This window comes from Citrobacter sp. A316 (genome assembly GCF_002042945.1).
Taxonomy (GTDB): domain Bacteria; phylum Pseudomonadota; class Gammaproteobacteria; order Enterobacterales; family Enterobacteriaceae; genus Citrobacter; species Citrobacter portucalensis.
In genome coordinates this window covers 60,843-78,036 of the sequence record NZ_MVFZ01000014.1, presented here as the reverse complement: position 1 = coordinate 78,036, position 17,194 = coordinate 60,843, and the positions used below count along the sequence as shown (strand labels likewise).

16 protein-coding genes are annotated in these 17,194 nt (G+C 52.5%); 4 read left to right on the top strand and 12 right to left on the bottom strand.

The window, feature by feature from the left end; genetic code table 11:
- Nucleotides 1–2: 2 nt before the first annotated feature.
- A complete protein-coding gene (locus BZK41_RS17325) occupies nucleotides 3–1,589 on the bottom strand; it encodes an EAL domain-containing protein (RefSeq protein WP_079938970.1) in 1,587 nt (528 codons plus the stop codon).
- 552 nt (nucleotides 1,590–2,141) lie between these two features.
- Between BZK41_RS17325 and BZK41_RS17320 the strand changes: the two genes are divergently transcribed.
- Nucleotides 2,142–2,423 (top strand): YjcB family protein, encoded by a 282-nt coding sequence (locus BZK41_RS17320; protein ID WP_003826625.1) that lies wholly within the window; start codon nucleotides 2,142–2,144, stop codon nucleotides 2,421–2,423.
- A 66-nt stretch (nucleotides 2,424–2,489) separates the two neighbouring features.
- On the opposite strand, the gene ssb1 is transcribed toward BZK41_RS17320, so the two are convergent.
- Nucleotides 2,490–3,014: a single-stranded DNA-binding protein SSB1 gene (gene ssb1, locus BZK41_RS17315; RefSeq protein ID WP_079938969.1), complete on the bottom strand. Its 525-nt coding sequence runs from the start codon at nucleotides 3,012–3,014 to the stop codon at nucleotides 2,490–2,492.
- 251 nt (nucleotides 3,015–3,265) lie between these two features.
- Here ssb1 and uvrA point away from each other — a divergent pair, with 251 nt between their 5' ends.
- A complete protein-coding gene (gene uvrA, locus BZK41_RS17305) occupies nucleotides 3,266–6,088 on the top strand; it encodes an excinuclease ABC subunit UvrA (RefSeq protein WP_079938968.1) in 2,823 nt (940 codons plus the stop codon).
- An 84-nt stretch (nucleotides 6,089–6,172) separates the two neighbouring features.
- On the opposite strand, the gene BZK41_RS17300 is transcribed toward uvrA, so the two are convergent.
- The 5 genes from BZK41_RS17300 to dnaB form a co-directional block, all read right to left on the bottom strand.
- A complete protein-coding gene (locus BZK41_RS17300) occupies nucleotides 6,173–6,529 on the bottom strand; it encodes an MmcQ/YjbR family DNA-binding protein (protein WP_008786927.1) in 357 nt (118 codons plus the stop codon).
- Between the two features lie 127 nt (nucleotides 6,530–6,656).
- Nucleotides 6,657–7,370 carry an acid phosphatase AphA gene (aphA, locus tag BZK41_RS17295; protein WP_079938967.1) on the bottom strand — a complete coding sequence of 238 codons (714 nt, stop codon included), beginning with the start codon at nucleotides 7,368–7,370 and terminating at the stop codon, nucleotides 6,657–6,659.
- A gap of 184 nt (nucleotides 7,371–7,554) precedes the next feature.
- Nucleotides 7,555–8,748 (bottom strand): aromatic amino acid transaminase, encoded by a 1,194-nt coding sequence (tyrB, locus tag BZK41_RS17290; protein ID WP_079938966.1) that lies wholly within the window; start codon nucleotides 8,746–8,748, stop codon nucleotides 7,555–7,557.
- 128 nt (nucleotides 8,749–8,876) lie between these two features.
- Nucleotides 8,877–9,956, bottom strand: a complete 1,080-nt coding sequence (gene alr / locus BZK41_RS17285) for an alanine racemase (RefSeq protein WP_079938965.1) — start codon at nucleotides 9,954–9,956, stop codon at nucleotides 8,877–8,879.
- Nucleotides 9,957–10,101: 145 nt separating this feature from the next.
- Nucleotides 10,102–11,517: a replicative DNA helicase gene (dnaB, locus tag BZK41_RS17280; protein WP_003826610.1), complete on the bottom strand. Its 1,416-nt coding sequence runs from the start codon at nucleotides 11,515–11,517 to the stop codon at nucleotides 10,102–10,104.
- Between the two features lie 64 nt (nucleotides 11,518–11,581).
- On the opposite strand from dnaB, the gene BZK41_RS17275 reads away from it, so the two are divergent.
- Entirely contained in the window at nucleotides 11,582–12,565 is a 984-nt protein-coding gene (locus BZK41_RS17275; RefSeq protein ID WP_003826608.1) for a quinone oxidoreductase, read from the top strand.
- Between the two features lie 179 nt (nucleotides 12,566–12,744).
- Here the strand turns inward: BZK41_RS17275 and pspG are convergent, their stop codons facing one another.
- The 3 genes from pspG to BZK41_RS17260 all read right to left on the bottom strand — a co-directional run bounded on the left by pspG (nucleotide 12,745) and on the right by BZK41_RS17260 (nucleotide 14,715).
- Nucleotides 12,745–12,987: an envelope stress response protein PspG gene (gene pspG / locus BZK41_RS17270; protein ID WP_003031713.1), complete on the bottom strand. Its 243-nt coding sequence runs from the start codon at nucleotides 12,985–12,987 to the stop codon at nucleotides 12,745–12,747.
- 133 nt (nucleotides 12,988–13,120) lie between these two features.
- Nucleotides 13,121–14,119 (bottom strand): tRNA dihydrouridine(20/20a) synthase DusA, encoded by a 999-nt coding sequence (gene dusA / locus BZK41_RS17265; protein WP_020996089.1) that lies wholly within the window; start codon nucleotides 14,117–14,119, stop codon nucleotides 13,121–13,123.
- Between the two features lie 107 nt (nucleotides 14,120–14,226).
- Complete coding sequence (locus BZK41_RS17260) at nucleotides 14,227–14,715, bottom strand: cupin domain-containing protein (protein ID WP_079938964.1); 489 nt, start codon at nucleotides 14,713–14,715, stop codon at nucleotides 14,227–14,229.
- Nucleotides 14,716–14,830: 115 nt separating this feature from the next.
- Between BZK41_RS17260 and zur the strand changes: the two genes are divergently transcribed.
- Nucleotides 14,831–15,349: a zinc uptake transcriptional repressor Zur gene (gene zur / locus BZK41_RS17255; RefSeq protein ID WP_003031709.1), complete on the top strand. Its 519-nt coding sequence runs from the start codon at nucleotides 14,831–14,833 to the stop codon at nucleotides 15,347–15,349.
- 48 nt (nucleotides 15,350–15,397) lie between these two features.
- Here zur and BZK41_RS17250 read toward each other — a convergent pair whose 3' ends face one another.
- On the bottom strand, nucleotides 15,398–15,607 hold the full coding sequence (locus tag BZK41_RS17250; protein ID WP_003031706.1) for a CsbD family protein: 210 nt from the start codon (nucleotides 15,605–15,607) through the stop codon (nucleotides 15,398–15,400).
- Between the two features lie 136 nt (nucleotides 15,608–15,743).
- Nucleotides 15,744–17,063, bottom strand: coding sequence for an MATE family efflux transporter DinF (dinF, locus tag BZK41_RS17245; RefSeq protein WP_079938963.1), 1,320 nt, complete (start codon nucleotides 17,061–17,063; stop codon nucleotides 15,744–15,746).
- Nucleotides 17,064–17,194 lie beyond the last annotated feature (131 nt).

The following is a 17,194-nucleotide window of genomic DNA, read 5'->3' as shown; positions in this document are numbered from 1 at the left end:
GATTATTGCCCGCTCTGCGTCAGTATAGCGGGCGACCGTTGTATCCAGTGCATAAACTCCTGCGGCGGCAGCGCCTTCGCAAAATACCAGCCCTGACAATACTGTACGCCGCGTTCAAGCAGCCATTCGATTTGCTCCTTCGTTTCCACCCCTTCCGCGATCGTCTTCAGGTGTAAGCTTTGCGCCATCTCAATAATATGTTCGGCAATCAAGTGACTGGTGCTGTTAGTGGACAATGTGCTAATAAACGATTTGTCGATCTTCAGGATATCGACATTCAGCGCTGACAAATTATGCAGATTGGAATATCCCGTGCCAAAGTCATCAAACGCCACTTCATAACCCGCCTTGCGAAACGCCTGAATGACTGGGGTCATTTTATGTACATCTATGAACCCACGTTCCGTCACTTCAACTTTAATTTGTTGGGCCGCCACGGAGTACTCACGATTTTTGTCGTTAATCAGAGCAATCAATCGGGATGAATGAAAGTCAGAAGCGGAAAGGTTAATCGAGATAGAAAGCTGAGGATGCGCCGAAAGAAAATACCCCAAATCGTTGAACACCTCTTCAACGACATAATCCGTTATCCGTTCAATCATTCCCTCTTTTTCAGCCAGCGGAATAAACTCCGTCGGGCTCATCACCTCACCTTTACAACCCGGCCAGCGCAGCAGAGCTTCAGCTCCAACACATTGTCCATTTTTGATATCAATGATCGGCTGGTAATGCAGGCAAAGCTGACGTTTTTTGATCGCGCGCTTTAGCAAGCGCCGGGGAGATAAGTATTCCTGGCGCGTGCGCCACCACATTAGCAGTATCAGGATGCTACAGATAATCCCGAAGGGAATAGTTAACGCCGCCTCGTGATAGAAAATCTGACTCACGCGGTTGTCTGAGGTCGACACAATAATCGCAATTGGGCGTTTTTCAGAGTGCACGATGGTGTAGAAGCGATCGTCTTGTTGAAAGGTCGAGGCTTCACCACGTACCAGCGGCGCGAATTGCGCAATATTTGCCGCTTCGCTGGCAGAGAAAAACGTATCTGTTACTGTGTCATACACGCCCCAGGAGAGATCCGGATCATCTGACATGACTTCGCTGTAGGACAATGGATTGATGACTGCGACGTAGTTCCCGCGTTGCATGTACGTCATTCTGTAGCCAGCGAAAAAAGGGGTATCGCGGTAGTAATAGATGGCGATATCCGGCGTACGTTTATAGTCGGGTGTCGGCATAATATAAGTAACAGGCGGCGCCATAGACGTAGAGCACAAAAAATGATCGCCCTGCGCATAAATTAGCTCACTGATATATAAACGACCGCGAATAATATTCAGCATACTTTTCTGATGTGCCGGGGTACACATCTTACCCTGATACAACTGGGCCATATCACGCGCCAAATCGGCTTGTAGGATCACCAATTCTGTTTTATTTAACACCAGTTGAGCAAAAGAGCGGAGTTGGTTATGGGTTTCGGTCATCGCCCGGATGTGCGCAAACCATATCGCCAGCACCACGGGGAACAATACCACCATGAATGTTCCCAGGAACTTCAGCATCTTGCGTCGCGCACTGTGATTCATGTCAGCCCTATTTCCCTGTTTCGTATATGCCAGAACCCATCAAGGCAGGATGCTATAAACACCGACTGATTAAGTTGCATGAATCTATCAGTATTAGCAACAGACTTCTCTATGTAAAAGTCTGATAATAGTTGATGATGATATTATTTTTCCGTAAGGCAAACTTAAAGTTATGCTTATTTCATAACGTTATTATCCCCACGGAGTAATTTTTGATGGGCATTATCCTGGCTGCATTTAAGAAATTCATTAAAGTTTTTTAACGTTTAATTTAGGATAAATATAACAAGCAGACTAAATACATGTTTAAAACATGGTTATTTATTATCAGCCTTTCATTAAACAAAGCCACATACTTAGAGTGGTTATAGACCTACAAAAATAACGTCCAATAGTGGTGAACAAACAACCAAATGTGATATAGTTCACAGAAATAATGTAACAGAAACAATGTTTCATTCATGTTATTGCCCGTCGATAGCCAGAGTATCACACCCTCGGTGAACACCCCCGCGCTGTCCTGGGCATCCAGACTTTCTGAGGACGTTTTTCATGGCGACAATAACAACTGGCGTGGTTCTTCTGCGGTGGCAACTACTCAGCGCGGTGCTGATGTTTTTAGCCAGTACGCTCAATATCCGTTTTCGTAAATCAGATTATATTGGCCTGGCCGTCATTAGCAGCGGTTTGGGGCTGGTTTTTGCCTGCTGGTTTGCGACTGGATTGCTCGGCATAACCCTGGTGGATATGTCCGCTATCTGGAAGAACATTGAAACCGTGATGGTTGACGTGATGAGTCACACACCGCCAGACTGGCCAATGGTGTTGAACTGATAACAAAATTGCATATGGCTACCCCAGTCTTGAGGTAGCCATTATTTTCAGCGTAACGCAGTGGGATTAGAACGGAATATCGTCGTCGAAATCCATCGGCGGCTCGTTAGACGGCGCAGCCGGAGCTGACTGTTGCGGGCGAGACTGCGCGCCGCCGCTAAACTGGTTGCTACCCTGCGGCTGCTGAGGTTGACCCCAACCGCCCTGCTGCTGACCGCCACCTGCCGGAGCACCACCACCCTGACGACCACCCAGCATTTGCATGGTGCCGCCAACGTTAACCACAACTTCTGTGGTGTACTTTTCTACGCCGGACTGATCGGTCCATTTGCGGGTACGCAGCTGACCTTCGATATAAACCTGAGAACCTTTACGCAGATATTCGCTGGCCACTTCCGCCAGTTTGCCAAACAGCACAACACGGTGCCATTCAGTCTGCTCTTTCATTTCACCGGTCGCTTTATCACGCCAGGATTCGGAAGTAGCCAGCGTAATGTTGGCAACTGCGCCACCATTCGGCATATAGCGTACTTCCGGGTCCTGGCCCAGATTACCGACGAGAATCACCTTGTTTACGCCTCTGCTGGCCATGATCGTGTCTCCTGAAAAACGTTACTGAATAAGTGTAAGCGCGGGATTGTAGCATTTCCAATAGCGCTTTTACTACGTTGCGAAGTTGATTCCAGTAAACAACCCCAGCCAGACATTGTTGCACAGACGTCTGCGTTTTGCATTCCAATACTGTATATCCATTCAGGTTAGGTTGTGTCATAATTAACCGTTTGTGATCGCCGGTAGCACCATGCAGCCAGGCAAAAAAGCGTTTAATCCGGGAAAGATGAATGGATAAGATCGAAGTTCGGGGCGCCCGCACCCATAATCTCAAAAACATCAACCTCGTCATCCCGCGCGACAAGCTGATTGTCGTCACCGGGCTTTCGGGCTCAGGCAAATCTTCGCTCGCTTTCGACACCTTATATGCCGAAGGGCAGCGTCGTTACGTTGAATCCCTTTCCGCGTACGCGCGTCAATTTCTGTCGCTGATGGAAAAACCGGACGTCGACCACATTGAGGGGCTCTCTCCTGCCATCTCAATTGAACAAAAATCGACGTCCCATAACCCGCGATCCACGGTAGGTACAATTACCGAAATTCACGACTATCTGCGTCTGCTGTTTGCCCGCGTTGGCGAGCCGCGCTGTCCGGATCACGACGTTCCCCTGGCAGCGCAGACCGTAAGCCAGATGGTGGATAACGTCCTGTCGCAGCCGGAAGGTAAGCGTCTGATGCTGCTGGCGCCGGTGATCAAAGAGCGTAAAGGCGAGCACACCAAAACGCTGGAAAACCTGGCTGGCCAGGGCTATATCCGCGCCCGTATCGACGGTGAAGTCTGTGACCTGTCCGATCCACCCAAGCTTGAGCTGCAAAAGAAACACACCATTGAAGTGGTGATTGACCGCTTTAAAGTCCGTGACGATCTCACCCAACGACTGGCGGAATCCTTTGAAACCGCGCTGGAGCTGTCCGGCGGCACGGCGGTCGTTGCCGATATGGACGATCCGAAAGCGGAAGAGCTGCTGTTCTCCGCCAACTTCGCCTGCCCTATCTGCGGCTATAGCATGCGCGAACTGGAACCGCGGCTGTTCTCGTTTAACAACCCAGCGGGCGCGTGTCCAACCTGTGACGGTCTCGGCGTGCAGCAGTATTTCGATCCTGATCGGGTGATCCAAAACCCGGAACTGTCGCTGGCCGGTGGTGCTATCCGTGGTTGGGATCGCCGTAACTTCTATTACTTCCAGATGCTTAAGTCTCTGGCGGAACACTATAAATTCGACGTTGAAGCCCCGTGGGCCAGCCTGAACCCGACCGTGCATAAAGTGGTACTGTACGGTTCTGGTAAAGAGAATATCGAATTTAAATACATGAACGATCGCGGCGATACGTCCGTACGTCGCCATCCGTTCGAAGGTGTATTGCACAATATGGAGCGCCGCTATAAAGAGACGGAATCCAGTGCGGTACGTGAAGAATTAGCCAAGTTCATCAGTAACCGTCCTTGCGCCAGCTGTGAGGGGACGCGTTTGCGCCGGGAAGCCCGTCACGTATTTGTTGAAAATACGCCGCTACCTGCGATTTCTGACATGAGCATCGGTCATGCAATGGATTTCTTCAACAATCTGAAGCTCGCAGGTCAGCGGGCGAAGATTGCCGAGAAAATTCTTAAAGAGATTGGCGATCGTCTGAAGTTCCTGGTCAACGTCGGCCTCAACTACCTGACGCTATCGCGTTCGGCGGAAACGCTCTCCGGCGGTGAGGCCCAGCGTATTCGTCTGGCAAGCCAGATCGGCGCGGGTCTGGTCGGCGTAATGTACGTGCTGGATGAACCGTCTATCGGTCTGCATCAGCGCGATAACGAACGTCTGCTGGGTACGCTTATCCACCTGCGTAATCTGGGTAATACCGTCATTGTGGTCGAGCACGATGAAGATGCGATTCGCGCCGCTGACCACGTTATCGATATCGGTCCGGGCGCGGGTGTTCACGGCGGTCAGGTCGTCGCCGAAGGGACGCTCGACGACATCATGGCGGTGCCTGAGTCGCTGACCGGCCAGTACATGAGCGGTAAACGCAAGATTGAAGTGCCTAAAAATCGCGTTGCGGCTGACCCAGAGAAAGTGCTGAAGCTCACCGGCGCACGCGGCAACAACCTGAAAGATGTCACCCTGACGCTGCCGGTAGGTTTATTTACCTGCATTACCGGTGTTTCCGGTTCGGGTAAATCGACGCTGATTAACGACACACTGTTCCCGATTGCGCAGACAGCGCTAAACGGTGCGACGCTAGCTGAACCTGCGCCGTATCGCGACGTTCAGGGCCTGGAACATTTCGACAAAGTGATCGACATTGACCAAAGCCCGATTGGCCGTACACCGCGCTCTAACCCGGCAACCTACACCGGCGTGTTTACGCCAGTGCGCGAACTGTTTGCTGGTGTACCGGAGTCACGTGCACGCGGTTACACGCCGGGGCGTTTCAGCTTTAACGTCCGCGGCGGACGCTGTGAAGCCTGTCAGGGCGACGGCGTGATCAAAGTCGAAATGCACTTCCTGCCGGATATCTACGTGCCGTGCGATCAGTGTAAAGGCAAGCGCTATAACCGCGAAACGCTGGAGATTAAGTACAAGGGCAAGACCATCCACGAAGTGCTGGATATGACGATTGAAGAAGCACGCGAGTTCTTCGATGCCGTTCCGGCGCTGGCGCGTAAGCTGCAAACGCTGATGGACGTGGGCCTGACGTACATCCGACTGGGTCAGTCCGCTACCACACTCTCGGGCGGTGAGGCACAGCGCGTGAAGCTGGCGCGCGAGCTGTCAAAACGCGGTACCGGGCAAACGCTGTATATTCTCGATGAGCCGACCACCGGTCTGCATTTTGCGGATATTCAGCAACTGCTGGACGTGCTGCATCAGCTCCGGGATCAGGGCAACACCATCGTGGTGATTGAGCACAATCTGGACGTGATTAAGACCGCTGACTGGATTGTCGATCTCGGTCCGGAAGGCGGCAGCGGCGGCGGCGAAATTCTTGTCTCCGGCACACCAGAAACGGTCGCTGAGTGTGAAGCCTCACACACGGCCCGTTTCCTCAAACCGCTGTTGTAATTACGCAACACTTGTCTGGTCTACAGAATATGCATAAAGCCTGTAGGCCGGATAAGGCGCTTGCGTCGCATCCGGCGAAACGGATCAGGGCTGCGTCAGTATCCGGCGTTTGTCTTCCGGCAGCGTGTTCACAGCCTGCTGATAAGAGGCATCGACCAGATAATAAATCTGTGAATCCGGCAGCGAGCCGTCCAGATACACCGTACTCCAGTGCGCCTTATTGAGATGCCTGCTTGGCCGAACATCACTATGCTGCTGGCGCAACAGTTCTGCCAGTTCGGGGCTGGTTTTCAGAGACACCGCCGGGCGTTCTTCCACCTCTTTTACCATGGCAAAAAGCACATCTTCGACTTTGATTTGCGTGGCCTTCCAGTCACTGTGAACGCTCTGCTCCGCGCCCGTTTTTGCCATGCAGTATTGCAGCAACTCCGAATTCGTCATCTTTATTCCCCTTACCAGCATATTGCCTCATGAGAACATCTTTTATTCAGTGTGCAGCAAGTCCGCAAAAGGTAAAAGCCAGCAATGTAAATTTGTTTAAAAAAACAGCACCCCGCAGCCAGCGTCCTCAATATTCTGAGTTGACGATCACCTCTTCACCAAACGCACCGGCCTGTGGCAGCGGTTTATAAGTGGAGTTAGAGGCACGCAAAATGCGAATACCGCGAATACCCACGTCGCGAGCGGCGGTGATGTCATTATCGGAGTCACCATAGAACATGCGGATATTTTTATCCTGTAACCACTGCGTTTTGGTGTTCTGACCCGGCTTGTCGCCGGCAAAAATGACCGGATTCATATTGCCAGCCGGGATGTGAAAGTTATCAGACAACGTTTTCGACACCGTTTCAGTCTTCGTCTGGCTACGCCCGGTCACGAAAAAGATGCTGTCGCCGCGACGCACGTGCATATCAATTAGCTGGCGCGCAACTTCTTTTGGAATGCTGAATTCGTCCCAGCCATTGTTCATTTTTTCCCAGAAGGCCGGATTCTTCAGGTAATCCTCACTGTCCGGAGAATACGTTTTTTTACCGCGCCAAAAGCCAGGGCTGGAAAAGAGGACGGTATCATCGATATCAAACCCGACGGACATCGGCGGACGTCCGGTCAGGCTATTTTCAATTTGTGCCACGGAGACCCAGTGAATGGGAGCCTGCTCAGCGAGCTTTGCAACGTTAGTGCCTGGATTGAGCTGAGAGGGAGAAGAAACGAGTGCCTGAGCAGGCTGATTTAGCGTGAACAATAAACAAACGGCACTCAGTGCCAACGTAAACTTGCGCATATTTTTCCCTAAGTAGTCAGTTAGTTATCATTTTTTTATTAACAACTGGTCAAAAAACTATCTGACCTTACCCCTTAGGGGGAGGGAAAGGAAGGATTTTCTCTGGTTTTGTCCTGGAAAAGGAGCACGATCACATTGGAAAACAGGCCTGATAGCACGATGCTTATCAGGCCTACAAAGTCGGTTACATGACGGCGGCAAATGCCTTCGCCACGCGCTGGACGTTACCGTGATTTAACCCAGCCACGCACATGCGACCGCTGGCGATCAGGTATACACCGAACTCATCACGCAGACGATCAACCTGGGCTGCGCTAAGCCCGGTATAGCTGAACATACCGCGCTGTTGCAGCAGGTAGTCAAAGTTACGGCCTGGGATCTCCGCATTTAATACGTTAACCAGCTCCTGACGCATCGCCAGAATGCGAGTACGCATCTCTTCAACTTCCGCCAGCCAGCTGGCTTTCAGCATGTCATCACCCAGCACCGCGGCAACTACCTGCGCGCCAAAGTTTGGCGGGCTGGAGTAGTTACGACGCACCGTCGCTTTTAGCTGCCCCAGAACACGGCTGGCGGCATCAGCGTCTTCACATACCACTGACAGTCCGCCGACACGCTCACCATATAAGGAAAAAATCTTCGAGAATGAATTGCTGATCAGAGCAGGCAATCCAGCGCTGGCAATGGCGCGAATCGCGTAGGCGTCGTCTTCCATTCCACCGCCGAAGCCCTGATAAGCAATGTCCAGGAACGGAATCAGATCGCGTGCTTTCAGGATTTCAATAACGCTATCCCACTGCGCAGGCGTTAAATCCGCCCCTGTCGGGTTATGGCAGCACGGATGTAGCAGCACGATGCTGCGCGCTGGTAAGGTTTTCAGCGTGGCCAGCAGATCATTGAAACGCACACCGTTGGTCGCGCTGTCATACCACGGGTAAGTGTTTACTTCGAATCCAGCACCTTCAAAAATCGCGATATGGTTTTCCCAGGTCGGATCGCTGACCCACACACCAGAATCAGGGAAATAACGTTTCAGGAAATCTGCGCCAACCTTTAACGCACCAGAGCCGCCCAGCGTCTGAATGGTTGCGACGCGCTGCTGCTGGAGAACCGGATGTTCTGCGCCAAACAGCAGCGGCGCAATGGTATGGCGATACGTGTTCAGACCTTCCATCGGCAGATACAGCGAAGCACCATGCGGTTTGGCATTAAGTCGAGCTTCCGCTTCCGCCACCGCTCTAAGCTGAGGAATAATACCGTCTTCGTTGTAATACAGGCCGATGCTGAGATTCACTTTGTCGCTACGTGAATCTTCTTTGAAGCGCTCCATGAGCGATAAAATCGGGTCGCCAGCGTAGGCGTCAACTTTTTGAAACACGTGTGGTTCTCCGGGTTTACAGGCAGGGGTTAAGAACACAATAAACCGGAAGTGGGAGAAGATCGAGAGTATGTTGAGAGGAATATTGCCGGAAGGCGGCGTAACCACCAGTCCGGCACATCATGCTGCTAATCGATATACTTCATCGCCACCCTTGAGGTCAGGCGCGTAATAAGTTCGTAAGCACTTACTTTCGTCATTTCAGCAATGCGTTCAACGGGCAGGCCCTCGCCCCACAGAATCACCGAATCGCCGGCTTTATCCCGCGCTTCGGGCCCTAAATCGACGCAGATCATATCCATCGCAACGCGACCGACGATCGGCACTTCACGGCCATTGACCAGTACTGGCGTCCCCGAAGGCGCTGCGCGCGGATAACCATCGCCATAGCCCATCGCTACCACGCCAAGACGCGTGTCGCGCTCGCTCAGCCATGTTCCACCATAGCCAACCGGCTCGCCCGCCTTGTGTTCACGCACCGCAATCAGGCTTGAGGTCAGCGACATCACCGGCTGGCAGCCAAAATCAGCGCCGATGGAGTGATTTTCCAGTGGTGATACGCCATACAGAATCAGCCCCGGACGCGCCCAGTCGAAGTGAGACTGCGGCCACAGCAAAATACCACCCGACGCGGCAATCGAACGCTGCCCCGGTTTGCCTTCACAAAAACTGTTGAAGATATCGAGTTGTTTTTCGGTCGCGCCACACTCAGGCTCGTCCGCGCGAGCAAAGTGGCTGACGATATTGACCGGCTGGCGCACGTTTTCACACTGTGTTAAGCGCTGATAAAACGCCTCAGCCTGCTCTGGGCGTACGCCCAGACGGTGCATACCGGTGTCAAGCTTCATCCAGACGGTAACGGGTTCAGCCAGTTTTGCTGCTTCCAGGGCTTCGAGCTGCTCCTGATTATGGACGGCTGTATGCAGACGCTGCGCGGAAATAGTCGGCAGATCGGAGGCATCAAAAAAACCCTCCAGCAGCAGGATGGGCTGCGTGATCCCTCCCGCTCGCAACCGCAGGGCTTCTTCAAGACGAGCGACACCAAAAGCGTCCGCATCGGGGAGCGTTCGCGCGGTCTCTAACAGACCATGGCCGTAGGCGTTCGCTTTCACGACCGCAACCAGTTTACTGGCAGGAGCCAGTTCACGCAGACGTTGCAGGTTGTGTCGCAGAGCGCGGCGGTTAATGACTACAGTTGCCGCTTGCATTTGTATTCCTTTATAAAAGAATCTTCTAAATCATTCGTGTTGCTGGAGGGCGACAAGCCTGAGAATCCCCGGAAGCTTAGTAAACTAAGTGATCGGGGTGAACGGGCGTAGTCAACACATCTGCAGCATGAAGGATGACGGAGATTTATTCGTCGTCGTATTGTGGGCCCGCATAGTTATCGAAGCGCGACCACTGACCGTTAAACGTCAGGCGCACCGTACCGATCGGACCGTTACGTTGCTTACCAATAATGATTTCTGCGATCCCTTTCAGGTCGCTGTTTTCGTGATAAACCTCATCACGATAGATAAACATGATTAAGTCGGCATCCTGCTCAATGGAGCCAGACTCACGCAGATCCGAGTTGACCGGACGCTTGTCGGCACGTTGTTCCAGAGAGCGGTTAAGCTGCGACAGCGCCACCACCGGCACATGCAGTTCTTTCGCTAACGCTTTCAGCGAGCGGGAGATTTCTGCAATTTCCAGCGTACGGTTGTCAGAGAGCGACGGCACGCGCATCAGCTGCAGGTAGTCGATCATGATAAGTCCGATACCGCCATGTTCACGGGCGATACGACGGGCACGCGAGCGCACTTCCGTTGGCGTCAGGCCGGAGGAGTCATCAATATAGATGTTTCGTTTCTCCAGCAAAATACCCATTGTTCCGGAAATTCGCGCCCAGTCCTCATCATCCAGTTGACCGGTACGGATTTTAGTTTGGTCTACGCGTGAGAGCGAGGCCAGGGAACGCATCATGATCTGTTCTGAGGGCATTTCAAGACTAAAGATAAGAACCGGCTTATCCTGCAACATCGCCGCATTTTCGACGAGGTTCATTGCAAATGTCGTTTTACCCATCGACGGACGCGCGGCAACGATAATTAAGTCTGACGGCTGCAAACCAGCCGTCTTTTTATTGAGGTCGTCATAACCGGTGTTCACCCCGGTGACGCCGTCGTGCGGCTGCTGGAACAGCTGCTCGATACGCGCGACGGTTGCGTCGAGCACATCGGTGATATTTTTCGGGCCTTCGTCTTTATTAGCGCGGCTTTCCGCGATTTTAAAGACGCGGGATTCCGCAAGGTCCAACAGATCTTCACTGGAGCGTCCTTGCGGATCAAAACCGGCTTCCGCGATTTCGTTCGCAACTGAAATCATGTCACGAACAACGGCACGTTCGCGGACGATATCCGCATAAGCGCTAATGTTCGCCGCACTTGGCGTATTTTTGGATAACTCAGCCAGGTAAGCAAAACCGCCGACGCTGTCCAGTTGTCCCTGAACCTCCAGCGACTCTGCGAGCGTGATCAGATCGATGGGTTTGCCCATCTCCTGCAAGCGATGCATTTCCGTGAAGATATGCCGATGCGGTCGGGTATAAAAATCTTCCGCCACCACACGCTCGGCGACATCGTCCCAGCGTTCGTTATCCAGCATTAAACCGCCCAACACCGACTGTTCCGCTTCAATCGAGTGCGGCGGTACTTTCAGCCCGGCGACCTGGGGATCGCGCTCACGAGCATCAGTCTGTTGTTTGTTGAAGGGTTTATTTCCTGCCATAGTGAATGGAGTTACCGAGATAATGATTGGGTCGAAAGATTACCACATTTCTTTTGGAGGAAGCATGGCAACACGTATTGAATTTCACAAGCATGGTGGCCCTGATGTACTCAAGGCTGTGGAGTTTACGCCCGTAGACCCGGCGGAAAACGAAATCCAGGTCGAGAACAAAGCGATTGGGATCAACTATATCGACACCTACATCCGCAGTGGTCTTTACCCGCCACCATCTCTGCCCAGCGGTCTGGGTACCGAAGCCGCAGGCGTGGTCAGCAAAGTCGGCAGCAAAGTGACGCACATTAAAGCCGGCGATCGCGTGGTGTACGCCCAGTCCGCCCTTGGTGCGTACAGCTCAGTGCATAACGTTCCGGCCGATAAAGCCGCTATCCTGCCTAACGCTATCTCGTTTGAACAAGCTGCCGCCTCATTTCTTAAAGGGCTAACCGTTTTTTATCTGTTACGTAAAACCTATGAAATTCAGCCTGATGAGCCGTTTTTGTTCCATGCGGCTGCGGGCGGCGTCGGCATGATTGCCTGCCAGTGGGCAAAAGCATTGGGTGCGAAGCTGATAGGTACCGTCGGCAGTGCGCAAAAAGCGCAAATTGCGCTGCAGGCTGGCGCATGGCAGGTCATTAACTATCGTGAAGAGAGCATTGTTGAGCGAGTGAAAGAGATAACCGGCGGTAAAAAAGTGCGGGTGGTGTATGACTCGGTGGGGAAAGATACCTGGGAAGCCTCGCTGGATTGTTTACAGCGCCGGGGACTAATGGTCAGCTTTGGTAATGCTTCCGGGCCGGTTACTGGCGTGAACTTAGGTATTCTGAACCAGAAAGGTTCGCTATACGTGACCCGTCCTTCACTCCAGGGGTATGTCACCAATCACCGCGAATTAACCGAGGCCAGCAATGAGCTATTCTCGCTAATTGCCAGTGGAGTGATCAAAGTGGATGTCGCGCCTGGTCAGACGTTCGCACTGCACGATGCACAGCGTGCTCATGAAGTACTGGAAAGCCGGGCCACGCAGGGATCGAGTTTGCTGATTCCTTAAGATGACGAGGAAAGAAAGAATTAGGGCTTCCCGTAGGAAGCCCTTTCTTTTTTTAGTTCGGCTGTATGTAGGGTACAGCTCGATGAATTCGTTAACTTGGCAATAGTGACAGATTTGATAATCAATTCCTATTTGGTTCTAAAGGCAATGTTGCAGGTTGTGACGTACCGCTCAATACCTTAGTAAAACCGGCGGTTATTGCGCTGATACTGTGGGACTTTTGGCGCTTTTATCGCCTTGATAACCCACACCACGGCAACAGCCAGTAGCAGCCAGGGCAACAGTTTAATCATCAAGGCAAATAGTCCGCCCAGAAACATCACTGCGGTGGCTACGACCAATGCGGCCAGAACGCCCAGCAAAGAAACGCCGGTGACCATCAGCATGATAAAAAATCCAATCACAAAAAGTAGTTCCAGCATGGCTCTCTCCCGAAATGAAATTCTCTCCATTGCTTTACAAGAAACATGCCAAAAATAATGCGTTGATTTATAAAGAAAACGCCCCGCAACAAAGCGCAGGGCGTGGTGAAATTAACTAACTTTTGGTGAAAACTTAACGCTTGTCTGCCACCAGCTTCAGCGCGTGTTCCAGAACGTTAATATCAGCCCCGGCTTTATGTGCATTCTCGCTCAGATAGCGGCGCCACTGACGGGCACCAGGGATCCCCTGAAACAGCCCCAACATATGGCGTGTCACATGTCCCAAATAGGTTCCCTTACTCAGTTCACGTTCAATATACGGGTACATGGCACGCACCACGGCGACCGGATCGGTATCTTCGGTGGTAGCTGCAAAAATCTCGCGGTCAACGGACGCCAGAATGCCTGGGTTTTGATAAGCTTCACGCCCCACCATCACGCCATCCATATGTTGCAGATGAATTTTCGCTTCTTCCAACGATTTAATGCCGCCGTTGATCGACATCGTCAGATGCGGGAAATCACGCTTTAGCTGATAAACACGGTCATAATCCAGCGGTGGAATTTCGCGGTTTTCTTTCGGGCTTAACCCGGACAGCCAGGCCTTGCGAGCGTGAATGATAAACATCTCACATTCGCCTTTGCCAGATACCGTGTTGATGAAATCGCAGAGGAATTCGTAACTATCCTGGTCATCAATGCCGATACGGGTTTTCACCGTAACCGGAATCGACACCACGTCGCGCATCGCTTTGACGCAATCGGCGACCAGTTGCGCATTCCCCATCAGGCAGGCGCCAAACATGCCATTCTGCACGCGGTCGGAAGGACAACCCACGTTGAGATTGATTTCGTCATAGCCCCGCTGTTCAGCGAGCTTCGCACACTGCGCCAGCGCCGCAGGATCGCTCCCGCCCAGTTGTAATGCGACCGGATGCTCTTCTTCGCTATATGCCAGATAATCGCCTTTACCATGAATGATTGCGCCAGTGGTTACCATCTCCGTATAGAGCAGCGTCTGGCTGGACAGTAAGCGCAAAAAGTAACGGCAGTGTCTGTCCGTCCAGTCGAGCATCGGCGCGATAGAAAAACGATGAGCGGGAAAAGCGGTAGACTGAGATTCAGGCAGCATGGCGAATATTCAAGCATCCGGTTAAAAAAGGGGCGCTACTATAGCATAGACCGTTGCGATAGTGAGCCACATCCTCGCGGCTCACTCCCCCAGCCCCTCAACAAACGCTATTTACGCCCCGGTTTTCCGTCGTGAGATCCAAAAAACTGCGGCGGATGGTCGACCCAGCGATCCTCGCGTGTAGCGGCATAGACCGGGTTAAGCGGATAATAAATGCGATTGTATTTTTTGTTCGCCTCACCCACCACTAACAGGCGCACCTCTTCACTGGTGTTATTGATAAAGGTATGGCATACGCCTGTACCTGCCGGGAAACCGACGCTGTCTCCCGGTTCCAGCTTCCATAAATACCCGTTAATCCAGGCCTCAGGATAACCTTCCAGCACGTAAATAAACTCTTCCTCATCGCTTTCAGCGTGTGGGTACGACGTGCGCCGACCCGGTGGCAGGCGTTCATGATGAATGCCGAGTCGTCCTAACCCCAACTTGCGGGAAAGCGGCGCGCCAATAGCAAATAGCTCATCGCTGTCAGGATAAGTGGAGTCATCAGCCCCCTCAACCTCACGCCAGTGGCGAATACAATCGGGTCTTTTCATGGTTATTTTCCAGTATTGCGATGCGTCAGGTATAGCACACCGCGGTGGATCTCGGTGTTTTAAGCAGAACATGTTAAAGTAAGGGATTAACCTTCCATGCAAATCGAGGCGCCAAATGGACAAAACCACTACGCAAGAGTTATTGGCTCAAGCTGAAAAACTCTGTGCGCAACGCAACGTGCGGCTTACGCCACAACGCCTCGAAGTTCTGCGCCTGATGAGCCTGCAGGAAGGTGCGATCAGCGCCTATGACCTGCTCGACCTGTTGCGGGAAACTGAGCCGCAGGCTAAGCCACCTACCGTATATCGTGCGCTCGATTTTCTGCTGGAACAAGGTTTCGTGCACAAGGTGGAATCCACCAACAGCTATGTGCTTTGTCATCTGTTCGATCAGCCAACCCACAGCTCAGCGATGTTCATTTGCGACCGCTGTGGCGTGGTAAAAGAAGAGTGTGCGGAAGGCGTGGAAGACATCATGCATACACTGGCGGCAAAAATGGGCTTTGCACTGCGGCATAACGTTATTGAAGCCCACGGGCTGTGTCCGGCCTGTGTGGAAGTTGAGTCATGTCGCCATCCTGGCGAGTGCCAGCATGACCATACGATTCAGGTGAAGAAGAAAGTTGGGCGATAGCTAAGCGAGAGAGCGTACATCCTTGTACTCTCAGGAGGGAGGGGTTAATTACCAGCGGTAATCATTACGTTTTTCCCAATCGTTAACTTCTTTCTCCGCCTGATCTTTCGCGTAACCGTAACGCTCCTGGACTTTACCGACCAGTTGATCACGTTTACCTTCAATGACCGTCATATCATCATCGGTCAGTTTGCCCCATTGCTCTTTCACTTTACCTTTAAACTGCTTCCAGTTGCCGCCGACTTCGTCTTTATTCATCATCAAGTCCTCATCGTTAGGTTGTGAATAGCGAGAGTGCCATGTCCAGACACATGCTGTTTTTGCTGGACGTGAGAATAAGTGTAGTCAGGGATTCTGGGTTTTATTTACTATTCGGAATTTTTAACCATCCCGCTCAGGCAAACCAGGTTCCATTACGCCAGTGACGCCGCCAGATAAAGGCCAGTGAAAGCCCGCGCAACGCCAGGAAAACGGTTAACGCCAACCACAAGCCATGATTTCCCAGCCACGGCAGAGTCAGCAGCGTTAATGCGAATCCTGTGGCGGCAACGGCCATACTGTTGCGCATTTCTGCCGCGCGCGTCGCGCCAATAAACATTCCGTCGAGCAGATAACACCAGACACCCACCAGCGGTAACACCACCTGCCAAAAAAGATAACGATCGGCCAGCAGTTGGATCTGCGGCAACGAGGTCAGCAGCGCAACAATGTGCTCGCCAAACAGGGCATAAACCAGCGAAAACAAAATCGCCACAATACCGGACTGCCGACAGGCTGCCCGCCAGACGTCCAGTAACTGGCTACCATCTCGCGCCCCATAGGCCTGGCCCGAATGCGCTTCCACGGCATAGGCAAATCCATCCAGCGCGTAGGCGGTAAAGGTCAGCAGGGTCATCAGAACGGCATTAACCGCAATTATATCGCCCCCCAGACGCGCACCCAGCACCGTGATAGCGCCAAAACAGAGCTGCAGCAGCAGCGAGCGCAGCATGATGTCACGGTTAAGCGCCAATAAACGGCGGAAGTTGCCACGCCACGCCTGCTTCAGCATTGCCAGCGAAATTCCGCGCATATGCAGGACTTTGCGCACCATCATCAGGCCGATCAGCAAGGTGGCATATTCAGCAATCACCGTTGCCAGTGCCGCGCCTTGCACGTTCATATGCAGGCCCATCACCAGCCATAAATCGAGCACAATGTTGAGAATATTACCGACAATCAACAGGATAACTGGCGCACGCGCATACTGAACGCCAAGCAGCCAGCCGAGCAGAACCAGATTTGCCAGCGAGGCGGGTGCGCTTAACCAGCGAATTTCCAGGAACCTTCGGGCCTGCTCCAATACCGCTTCACTTCCGCCAACAATGTGCAGAGCCAGATCGATAATCGGCGTACGAAAAAGTGCGATAAGCAACCCCGCTCCCAGCGCCAGCATTAGCGGCTGCACCAGCGCGCGCGCCAGCGCCTGCGGATTTTTCGCACCAAATGCCTGGGCGGTCAGACCGGTAGTGCTCATGCGCAAAAAAAGCAGCAGCATAAAAAGAAAACTGGTTGCCGTGGCACCAACCGCAACACCGCCAAGATAGACCGGACTATCCAGATGACCAATCACCGCGGTATCCACCAGTCCCAGCAGGGGAACGGTGATATTGGAGAAGATCATGGGTAAGGCGAGGTGCCAGAGTGCTTTATCAGAAGAGGTAAAGAAAGGCATACAGGAGGGCCTGAGAAGAAGTTAGACGTACTGAACAATGTGATGCAGGCCCGGCAAGCACAGCGCTACCGGGCACGTTGCCGGATGGCGACGTCATCGTCTTATCCGGCCTACAGGGATTCAACAGAAAA